Origin of the sequence: Microcystis sp. Msp_OC_L_20101000_S702 (assembly GCF_007095705.1) — a bacterium.
Lineage (GTDB): Bacteria > Cyanobacteriota > Cyanobacteriia > Cyanobacteriales > Microcystaceae > Microcystis > Microcystis ichthyoblabe_A.
Window position 1 is genome coordinate 88,978 of sequence record NZ_SFBO01000016.1, and the last position, 8,285, is coordinate 97,262.

The 8,285-nt window shown below is 37.3% G+C and carries 11 protein-coding genes and 1 pseudogene; 1 reads left to right on the plus strand and 11 read right to left on the minus strand.

Going from position 1 to position 8,285, the window contains the following annotated elements:
- Positions 1-6 precede the first annotated feature (6 nt).
- From EWV60_RS23110 to EWV60_RS01840, 11 genes and pseudogenes are all read right to left on the minus strand, one after another.
- Positions 7-195: a type ISP restriction/modification enzyme gene (locus EWV60_RS23110; RefSeq protein ID WP_353734372.1), complete on the minus strand. Its 189-nt coding sequence runs from the start codon at positions 193-195 to the stop codon at positions 7-9.
- 62 nt (positions 196-257) lie between these two features.
- Complete coding sequence (locus EWV60_RS01800; protein ID WP_016516241.1) at positions 258-668, minus strand: type II toxin-antitoxin system VapC family toxin; 411 nt, start codon at positions 666-668, stop codon at positions 258-260.
- On the minus strand, positions 661-909 hold the full coding sequence (locus EWV60_RS01805) for a hypothetical protein (protein WP_002737385.1): 249 nt from the start codon (positions 907-909) through the stop codon (positions 661-663). The genes EWV60_RS01800 and EWV60_RS01805 overlap by 8 nt, the downstream gene beginning before the upstream one ends.
- 25 nt (positions 910-934) lie before the next feature.
- The gene (locus tag EWV60_RS01810) at positions 935-2,236 is read right to left on the minus strand and encodes a type ISP restriction/modification enzyme (RefSeq protein ID WP_287230494.1); all 1,302 of its coding nucleotides are present in this window, start codon (positions 2,234-2,236) and stop codon (positions 935-937) included.
- Between the two features lie 50 nt (positions 2,237-2,286).
- Positions 2,287-2,640, minus strand: coding sequence for a type II toxin-antitoxin system VapC family toxin (locus EWV60_RS01815; RefSeq protein WP_287230496.1), 354 nt, complete (start codon positions 2,638-2,640; stop codon positions 2,287-2,289).
- A gap of 2 nt (positions 2,641-2,642) precedes the next feature.
- Positions 2,643-2,870 carry a type II toxin-antitoxin system Phd/YefM family antitoxin gene (locus EWV60_RS01820; RefSeq protein ID WP_002754455.1) on the minus strand — a complete coding sequence of 76 codons (228 nt, stop codon included), beginning with the start codon at positions 2,868-2,870 and terminating at the stop codon, positions 2,643-2,645.
- Between the two features lie 135 nt (positions 2,871-3,005).
- Positions 3,006-3,310 (minus strand): annotated as a pseudogene (locus EWV60_RS23345) (N-6 DNA methylase); the annotation flags it as partial.
- 124 nt (positions 3,311-3,434) lie between these two features.
- Positions 3,435-3,629: a nucleotidyltransferase family protein gene (locus EWV60_RS01825; protein WP_287230499.1), complete on the minus strand. Its 195-nt coding sequence runs from the start codon at positions 3,627-3,629 to the stop codon at positions 3,435-3,437.
- Between the two features lie 63 nt (positions 3,630-3,692).
- Positions 3,693-3,917, minus strand: a complete 225-nt coding sequence (locus tag EWV60_RS01830; RefSeq protein ID WP_002735184.1) for a DUF4926 domain-containing protein — start codon at positions 3,915-3,917, stop codon at positions 3,693-3,695.
- 3 nt (positions 3,918-3,920) lie between these two features.
- Positions 3,921-4,247, minus strand: a complete 327-nt coding sequence (locus EWV60_RS01835; protein WP_002749521.1) for a DUF6883 domain-containing protein — start codon at positions 4,245-4,247, stop codon at positions 3,921-3,923.
- Between the two features lie 3 nt (positions 4,248-4,250).
- A complete protein-coding gene (locus EWV60_RS01840; protein WP_287230500.1) occupies positions 4,251-6,254 on the minus strand; it encodes an N-6 DNA methylase in 2,004 nt (667 codons plus the stop codon).
- Positions 6,255-6,658: 404 nt separating this feature from the next.
- On the opposite strand from EWV60_RS01840, the gene EWV60_RS01845 reads away from it, so the two are divergent.
- Positions 6,659-8,227 (plus strand): NAD(P)H-hydrate dehydratase, encoded by a 1,569-nt coding sequence (locus EWV60_RS01845; protein ID WP_287230502.1) that lies wholly within the window; start codon positions 6,659-6,661, stop codon positions 8,225-8,227.
- Positions 8,228-8,285: the final 58 nt, after the last annotated feature.

The following is an 8,285-nucleotide window of genomic DNA, read 5'->3' on the forward strand; positions in this document are numbered from 1 at the left end:
CTATATTTACTTGATGGAAAAACTAGGTATAGCAGCATCGATTAACTGCACTAACTTGATGGTTTCGGCTAGGGCCACTACTATCTTATGATAGTGCAGTATATCCTCGTCTGACAAGGTGCGTCCTTTTCTGTCTTTTAACCATTTCTGACAAACTTGATAACCGCCAAGATATGAGAAAAGAGGTAATCTGATTTAATAAATTATCGATATGTCTCCTTATCTCCCTCGGTATGTGAAATATTATTAAAGGTTTACTAAACTAATAAAACTTGGAACCCTGCTTGGATAAAATGACGATCAGTCGTTAGAGCATCGGTTAAATGTTGTTGCTCCATAACAACAAAAGAAATACAATCAACTAATCCCCAGTTTTTATCTAATCGAGATTCATAAAGAGTCAATCCTTGATGAAAAAGTTGAGGGCTAATATTGACAACTCTCATGTTTTGTGTATGGTAACATTGTTTGATAAAATTAGCAGCTTTTTGACGATTAAATGTACTTAAAGCATTCCCTACCTCCATTAAAACTGCCTCAGTAGTCCAAACTTCTAACGCATTTTTAACCTTAGGTAATAATTTTAAGGCTTGGGCATGATATTGGTCTTGCTTATTCAGAACTGCTTGAATAAATGCTGTGTCGATAAACAGTCTTTCTTTACTCATCATTTACCTCTCGTTTCGGTGTTCCATAAAGGTAATGATCATGTTCTTTTGACCAGTCTTCTGGAGCTTCAATAGTTCCAGCCATATCTTCTAAAATGTCCCAAGCATCTCCTGAAGGTTTTTCTGGTATTTCTGCTTCTGAGACGATGGAAATAAGGTAACGGGTATTAGATTTTAAGTCTATATCTGTCTCAGGATGAAAGACTTTACCATCAAAAATAACGGTTAATTGTTTTGTCATTTTTTTATCCTTTATCAATCTAAATTTACTCAATAGGAAAACCCGGAATCGCAGCATCGATTAACTGCATTAATTTGATGGTTTCGGCTAGGGCTACTACTATTTTATGATAGTGCAGTATATCCTCATCTGATAGGGTGCGTCCTTTTCTGTCTTTTAACCATTTCTGACAAACTTGATAACCGCCAATATAGAAGTTCCAAACTGCTTCAGGTACTCCTTTAAAACAGTCTCCTTGTTTGTTAATGTGGACTTCTCCTTTGCTATATTTGGGATGTCCTGCCGCTACAATTCTATCGCTTTTACTCACAAAAGATAGATCCCCCCAACCCCCCTTAATAAGGGGGGCTTCCACTCCCCCCCTTTTTGAAGAGGGGGCTAAGGGAGGATCAAGTTTAGGAGATGTCATCAGGTGAAGCTGTACTAATTGTTCTCCGTATTCTGCGAGTTGACGGAATAGGTTATCGTTGCTGGTGAGGGGTACTCTGGGAAAGTCTATCTTGAGAAATTCGGCGTAACGGCTGCGATAGGTGGGAGAATGAAAGACGGCGTAGATGTAGTAAAAGATTGTTTCTGGTGTAGGTAAGTAGCCGAGTTTTGTTTCTAGGGTTTTGAGGAAGTCTGGGGAGAAGTTGGGACGTTTTTCTTGTTGGAGTTCTTGAGCTTTATCGGAGTCGGGGTAGAGGTAGAGGGGAAAAATTACCCCCCCTTCTTTTGTTCTAACAGAGATAATATGTTGATCGGTAAGATTATCAGTTACATATATATGCTCAAATGGTAATGAAGCTAACTGACGAACAGTTACTAATGCTATATTCTTTTTCTGATCTAAATGTTGCATAATACGACGATTTAAACGAGCAACAAACTTTTCGTGATAAAAAATAAATCTATTATCAAACGGTCTAAAACACTCGGATTTAATATATTTAACTATTTGATTAACATCTACAGATTTTCTTGCCATATTTGTGTTCCACATATCGTTATCAACAAGTCTTAAATTAAATTCTTGTGCAGACTGATTGTCCGTTTTCTCTGGATCAAGAAAACTGGCGATTTGTTTTTTTACTGAATTAATAGAGTAATTAATTACTAATTTATCTCTTTTAGTAAGACATCCTAAAGAATATTCATTCATAAACTCTGTTAGTTTAAATCCTTGTTCATATTCACCAAATAAATCAGTATCTTGAGGAATCAACAAATAAAAAGGAGATTGAGGGTTAACCTCATGAAAATCAGTAGAGTTAACCGTATTTTCTTTTAATACTTGATATTTATCTTCTCTTAAACCGTATAAATGAGCGTGATAGATTTTAGCCATGATTAAACCTCCTCTTTTTATAAACATTTAACTGTATAACAATCAAATACCTAATCATAACTAATAACAGGAACATTTTCGGCTATTGCTTGAGCAATAATCATCCGGTCAAAAGGATCTTGATGCTGAAAAGGTAATTGAGCTACTTGTTCAAAATGTAGTAAATTAAGAGGCAAAATCTGAAAATCATTTATCTGAATTTGTGACTCAATAAATTCTCGAAAAGGCGAATCAAAAGTTAATTTTCTTAGACTATATTTGATAGCCATTTCCCAAATACTAGCTTGACTAAGATAAACCAGATTTTCTCTTTCATTAATCATAATTTTATGGTTATCTCGCAATTGTTTATTATTAGTGACATACCAAAGAAATACATGAGTATCTATTAAAACTTTGAGCATAATTACATATAATCTGCAAAATCAGTTAAAGGAGCATCAAAATCATCGGCTATCCAAACTTTTCCCGCAGCACTTCCGGGTTGACGCGGTGGTTTCTTGGCTAACTTGACAGGACTTAATTTAATTACAGGTTGATTATTTTCTGTAATAATAATTTCTTCACCTTTCAGGACAGCTTTCAATAAATCATTAAATTGATTCTTTGCTTGTTTTAATTCAACTGTATTCATTAGTGTACCCCACTGATAAACAATACAAACATTAGTTTAACCGAAAGGCTTTATACTTGCCTACGCTATGCTGAAAATTCAAACAATAACATTCTAGCTTATCTCCTAGTATAGCTCCTTCAGGGTTCGGTAGCTTCATGGTGTCATTAAGCTTTTTACCATTATACCAATACTAACCCCCTGCTGAATATCAAAGACATTTTCATCCTTACTACCATCAGGACAAATTTCTTTTTTCTTACTGTTACCATGTAAATCATAAATAAAAATCTCATCAAAAGTGTTAATTAACTGTTGTTTCGTGCCTCGAAAAGTAGGATTATCTAAAAAGCCATGATTATTATTAACTCCTCCATTTGGGGTAAAGCTAAAGTTAACTGCTGCTTTTCTTCCCTTAACTTAATATCCTCTAGAGTGTTAATTAAATAAACCCCCAACCGCTAATTAAGATATCATCACAATATAGCTTTAAACTACGAGACATAAATAGCCTCCTCTTTGATAGAGTTAATAACTTGGGTTTTTAACATTTTTTTTGTTACTAAATCTACAGACAAACCCAAATTATCTTCTAAAAAAAACTTCCATATATTTATCAAAGGTAACTTTTCTTTGAAATTCTACTAATAAATCTAAATCACTTGTTGCTTTTGCTTCATCTCTAGCAAAAGCGCCAAATAATGCTAAGTAAGTCATACCATAACTTTTTATAATTGTTCTATTTACCTTGAGGAAATTTATCAAACTTTCTCTGTTCATATTTTTACTCCATTATATTAGAACATATTTGGGTTCTACCGAACTTGTCATGCAAAAATAACACTAAAAAGAAACTGCTTGTTTTTTCGTTATCCCCATGGACACCAACTCAATTTGAGATTCAGACACTTCTACCGTATTTAGAGGAATTAACCCCTCTAAACTATAACCATCTTCTCCTTCAGGATTGGGATAATGTTCAACAATAGTACCCAAATCACCCTGACTTAAACCATACTCAGGTAAATCTTCAATTAAACGAACTTGGGTAAATAAACTAAATTTCATGCTCTAACCTCCTTCAAACGGAAATAAAGTAACAAATTTTGTTTCAGTAGGTGTAACCATCCAAATGGTTTTGACTGAGAGAATCTTATTATTAACTCCTCTTAAATTACCAATAATTTCATATTTTTGACCATATTTAGTTTTAGTGGTAGGAGTTGCTTCTAAAGTAAGGATTTGCTCTCTTAAATCTTTTTCTAATTGTACCCAATTATCTTGATTATAACCAGCTTGAGCTAAATATTGTGATTTATCATCTTTAGGCAATAACACTAAAAGATAATCTTTCAATTTAGCTGGAGAAATAACCGTCTTAGGATCAAGCAAAGCCATGAGTTAACTTACATCCATGCTTTTTACCATTATACCAATACTAACCCCCTGCTGAATATCAAAAACATTTTCATCTTTACTACCGTCTAAAGCGGTTTCTTTTTTCTTACTGTTACCATGTAAATCATAAATAAAAATCTCATCAAAAGTATTAATTAACTGTTGTCTCATGCCTCGAAAAGTAGGATTATCTAAAAAACCATGATTATTAATAAAAGCTAAAATTCCCTTTTGACTTTTATCAATTCGCCACTGTGCAAACCTGATAAATTTAACATAATCATCCTGTAACCATTTCGTATTTTTCTCACCTAAACCCTTGCCATCAATAAAGTAATAATCATTAACTAAATTTTTGATCCACTCATTATTATTTTCCGAATGACCAGAATAGGGAGGATTGCCAATAACAACCATAATCGGTTCATTTTTCTTAATCCGAGAACCTGCTTTTGCTTCCTCTGCTATTAACTCCTCCATTTGGGGTAAAGCTAAAGTTAACTGCTGCTTTTCTTCCCTTAGCTTAATATCCTCTAGAGTGTTAATTAAATAAACCCCTAACCGCTTGCCACTCGCAAACTGATAACCCGTCTCTTCCAGAAATAACCCCAACTTTAGATGACAAATTGCATAGGGAGCCATCAACAATTCAAAGCCAAAAATCCGAGGTAATAACCTTTCCGAAACATACCCCGACCAAGACTTATCTGCTAACCCTGCCGTCAACGCGACCGGATTCTCCTCAAACCGCTTATGAATCAACTGAAATACCCATAATAAAAACGTCCCCGTCCCACAAGCAGGGTCAAGAATCATCACCTCTGGGTCCGCAATTCCCAACGGTTTATTAAACTTATCCTTAATCAACTCATCAACGGAACGCACTATATAAGACACCACAGGTTCAGGAGTATAATAAACCCCCCTTTTCTCCCGCATTTGAGGCTTATAAGCCGCTAAAAAGTCCTCATAAAAGCGAATAACAATATCCTCGCGGTTCATCTTATTGCGAAAATCCGTTAAGATTGCCTCCATTTTTGCCGCTCTGAGGATGCCAAACGCCTCACCGATACTATCAATTAACTCATCCCCCAACTCCGCCGCCGGACGCTGGGAAACATCTTTAAATAACTGCCTTAAAAAAGGGTTAGTTTCTGGTAATTCTTGCCAAGTATGGTAGCGATTAAAATCTCGTTTCGGATTCTTGACATAACTAAATACCCGCGCCGTAAACAAACCATAAGCAATAGTTTGAGCGTAAATATCACTAAAACTATAATCTTTCTGATCCTCAGAATTTAGCTTGAGATTGGGCAATAACTCTTTCCGAAAACTCTCTAATAATTTATGTAAATAACCCCCTTGATTTTCTTGACTATAAACATCAGGTATCGCCCGTTCAATGCGTTGGGTAACTGCGGCTAATTCGTGGGCTAACTCCTGAGCAGTTTCAGCAGGTTTATAGAAAATCCAATCAACTTGCGGGATTAAATTAAGAGCTTTTTCAAGAATTTTATCTGCTAATTCATCCCAATGTAACCGTGCTAACCTCGCCCTTAAATCCTCATCCTCAAAGGCAAAAGTTTGAATCCCCCGCTGCCGTAATCCCCCCTCAGTGGGTAAGATAAAAGCTACTCTAGCTTGATTTTTAATTTCCCCTAACTCCTCTTCAAAAGGGGAAAATGGGAAAAGTAAATACATGACAGGTTGATCCTCAGCAATTCTGCCAATATAGTGACCATAGATTTCCTGTTGCTGTGGCTCTGAAGTGAGAAACTGCTTAATTTCTTGGTCTGTCCCTCGATTTAATTCCTGATAAAAACCAACAGCAATAGGACAAGTTTCTGCGGCATCTTCTGGGTTGCCCCCCGGACGCAAATACCAAAACCTTGACCCTTGGGAGTCCCTTTCTAGTACGGGATAGTTAAGGATCGTTCGCAGAGATTCGGCTCTAGCGGACTCATCGCCAGTAACAATAGTTTTTAGTTGGGCGGCAGTGATAGGCATAAGACAATTATCCTATAAAATGACAATATTAAGTAGCTGGTTATAATTAAATTAAAAATGGATTTTAGGTTCGATCCCCCCTTAATCCCCCCTTAATAAGGGGGGTGCCGATCCCCCCTTAATCCCCCCTTAATAAGGGGGGTGCCGATCCCCCCTTAATCTCCCCTTAATAAGGGGGGTGCCGATCCCCCCTTAATCCCCCCTTAATAAGGGGGGCATCTGATAGTTTTTAACGCCTACCTACTTAATTAATATATCCACTGCTCACCGTCAAGCGGAAACTAGACAGAATGATCTGGCTATTATCACCCAACCCAGCCTTTAGCTGGTGAAAATGCGGGCTAATTGGCAGTTTTTCGGCAAAAAAGTTATCTAGACCTGTTAACAGGCAATTTATCCCTGCAATGAGCTACAATTATCGGTTAAACGTCGTTAATAGCGAGCAGATGCGTCGCATTGAAGGGGCGATTTTTGCCTCCGGTATGCCTGTGGCCGCTTTGATGGAAAAGGCAGCCCTGTTAACGGCACAACAGTTTAAAAAGTCCTATTCTTTGGCTGATTTCCCCAAAATCGGTGTTATCGTTGGCCCTGGTCACAATGGCGGCGACGCTCTCGTGATTGCTAGGGAATTACATCTCGCTGGTTATCAAGTATCTCTTTTTTGTCCAATCGCCAAACTCAAGGATTTAACAGCACAACAGGCTAATTATGTCAAGCATTTAGGCTTAATTTTTCAGAAAACTTTAGAATCTTTGGAGGATTGTCAGTTAATTATCGATGGTCTTTTCGGTTTTGGTTTAGAAAGGACTTTATCGGGAGAGATTGCCGAATTAGTCGATAAAATTAATAGTTGGCAAAAACCGGTAATTAGTATCGATATTGCTTCAGGAATTCACACCGACACCGGAGAGGTTTTAGGCACGGCAATTAAAGCCACTCATACCTTTTGTTTGGGACTCTGGAAGCGAGCTTTTTTCCAAGATTTGGCCCTACCCTATCTGGGTAAAGTGGAGTTAATTGATATAGGAATTAGTCCCCTTGACCTAGAAACAATTTTACAAGATTCACCGCCAATTCTGAGGGTTAATCCCGATCTAATTCGCCCTTATTTACCCTTACCCCGTCCTCTCCTTACCCATAAATATCAGCAGGGACATTTATTAATTATCTGTGGTTCTCGTCGTTATGCAGGAGGAGCAATTCTCACCGGATTAGGAGCGCGAGGTAGTGGTGTAGGAATGCTTTCTATTGCTGTTCCTGCTGCCCTTAAATCTTTATTAATTAGTCATTTACCAGAAGCATTAATTATCGATTGTCCCGAAACTGCCACGGGAGCTATTGCCGAACTTCCCCTAGAATTAAATAATTATCATGTCCTCGCTTGTGGACCTGGATTAACCACAGAAAATCCTGCTATTATCGAACAGGTTTTAGATAGTGATAAACCGATTATACTTGATGCCGATGCTTTAAATATTTTGGCTCAATTGGGTATAGAAAAATTATCATCTCGCCAGAATAAGACAATTTTAACGCCTCATTGGGGAGAATTTAAACGCTTATTTCCTAACTTATCAGGTTCTCAAGATAGGATTAATATCACTCAAGAAGCATCTCAACAAAGTGGTGCAATTGTCTTATTAAAAGGAGCCAGAACTATAATCGCCTCCCCGGAAGGTAAAATGTATATAATCCCCGAAAGTACCTCCGCTTTAGCGCGAGGTGGTAGTGGTGATGTTTTAACGGGATTAATCGGCGGATTCTTAACCCAAATGCCCGATAATCCCCCAGAAACAACCGCATTAGCGGCTTATTTACACGCTCAAGCTGGCATTTTAGCAGCCAAAGAAAGGACAGAATTAGGAGTAGATGGAGTAACTTTAGCTAATTATTTATTTGCTGCCCTTAAAGATTCGATCCCCCCTGCCCCCCTTGATAAGGGGGGTGCCGATAGGCGGGGGGATCAGAATTGATAATTTTTACTGTATCTAAATAGCTGGTTATAATTAAATTAAAAATGGATTTTAGGTT

What these genes read in the sequence shown, in the direction of transcription:
- EWV60_RS01840 (WP_287230500.1), bottom strand. Translation starts at nt 6,254, where the DNA reads ATGCCTATCACTGCCGCCCAACTAAAAACTATTGTTACTGGCGATGAG.
- EWV60_RS01845 (WP_287230502.1), top strand. Translation starts at nt 6,659, where the DNA reads ATGAGCTACAATTATCGGTTAAACGTCGTTAATAGCGAGCAGATGCGT.
- EWV60_RS01815 (WP_287230496.1), bottom strand. Translation starts at nt 2,640, where the DNA reads ATGCTCAAAGTTTTAATAGATACTCATGTATTTCTTTGGTATGTCACT.
- EWV60_RS01800 (WP_016516241.1), bottom strand. Translation starts at nt 668, where the DNA reads ATGAGTAAAGAAAGACTGTTTATCGACACAGCATTTATTCAAGCAGTT.
- EWV60_RS01830 (WP_002735184.1), bottom strand. Translation starts at nt 3,917, where the DNA reads ATGAAATTTAGTTTATTTACCCAAGTTCGTTTAATTGAAGATTTACCT.
- EWV60_RS01805 (WP_002737385.1), bottom strand. Translation starts at nt 909, where the DNA reads ATGACAAAACAATTAACCGTTATTTTTGATGGTAAAGTCTTTCATCCT.
- EWV60_RS01810 (WP_287230494.1), bottom strand. Translation starts at nt 2,236, where the DNA reads ATGGCTAAAATCTATCACGCTCATTTATACGGTTTAAGAGAAGATAAA.
- EWV60_RS01835 (WP_002749521.1), bottom strand. Translation starts at nt 4,247, where the DNA reads ATGGCTTTGCTTGATCCTAAGACGGTTATTTCTCCAGCTAAATTGAAA.
- EWV60_RS01825 (WP_287230499.1), bottom strand. Translation starts at nt 3,629, where the DNA reads ATGAACAGAGAAAGTTTGATAAATTTCCTCAAGGTAAATAGAACAATT.
- EWV60_RS01820 (WP_002754455.1), bottom strand. Translation starts at nt 2,870, where the DNA reads ATGAATACAGTTGAATTAAAACAAGCAAAGAATCAATTTAATGATTTA.